Raw genomic sequence first — 217 nt, 5'->3', positions numbered from 1 at the left:
AAGAGTGCGTAATAGCTCACTGGTCAAGTGGTTCTGCGCCGACAATGTAGCGGGGCTCAAGCACACCGCCGAAGCTGTGGCATTCACACTTTACCCCGCGTGGGTCCTTGAGGCCTGCGTGCAGGTGTGTGGATGGGTAGGGGAGCGTCGTATGGCGGGTGAAGCGGCGGAGTGATCCAGTCGTGGACGCCATACGAGTGAGAATGCAGGCATGAGT

The 217-nt window shown here is 59.4% G+C and carries 1 rRNA gene; it reads left to right on the top strand.

The annotated features are described in order from the left end of the window. Positions 1–217 (top strand): 23S ribosomal RNA (locus tag WH85_RS46505); the annotation flags it as partial.

The sequence above is a fragment of the Actinoplanes rectilineatus genome, assembly GCF_000962825.1.
Lineage (GTDB): Bacteria > Actinomycetota > Actinomycetes > Mycobacteriales > Micromonosporaceae > Actinoplanes > Actinoplanes rectilineatus.
The sequence above is the reverse complement of the archived record's forward strand: the minus strand, read 5'-3'. Positions and strand labels throughout refer to the sequence as shown.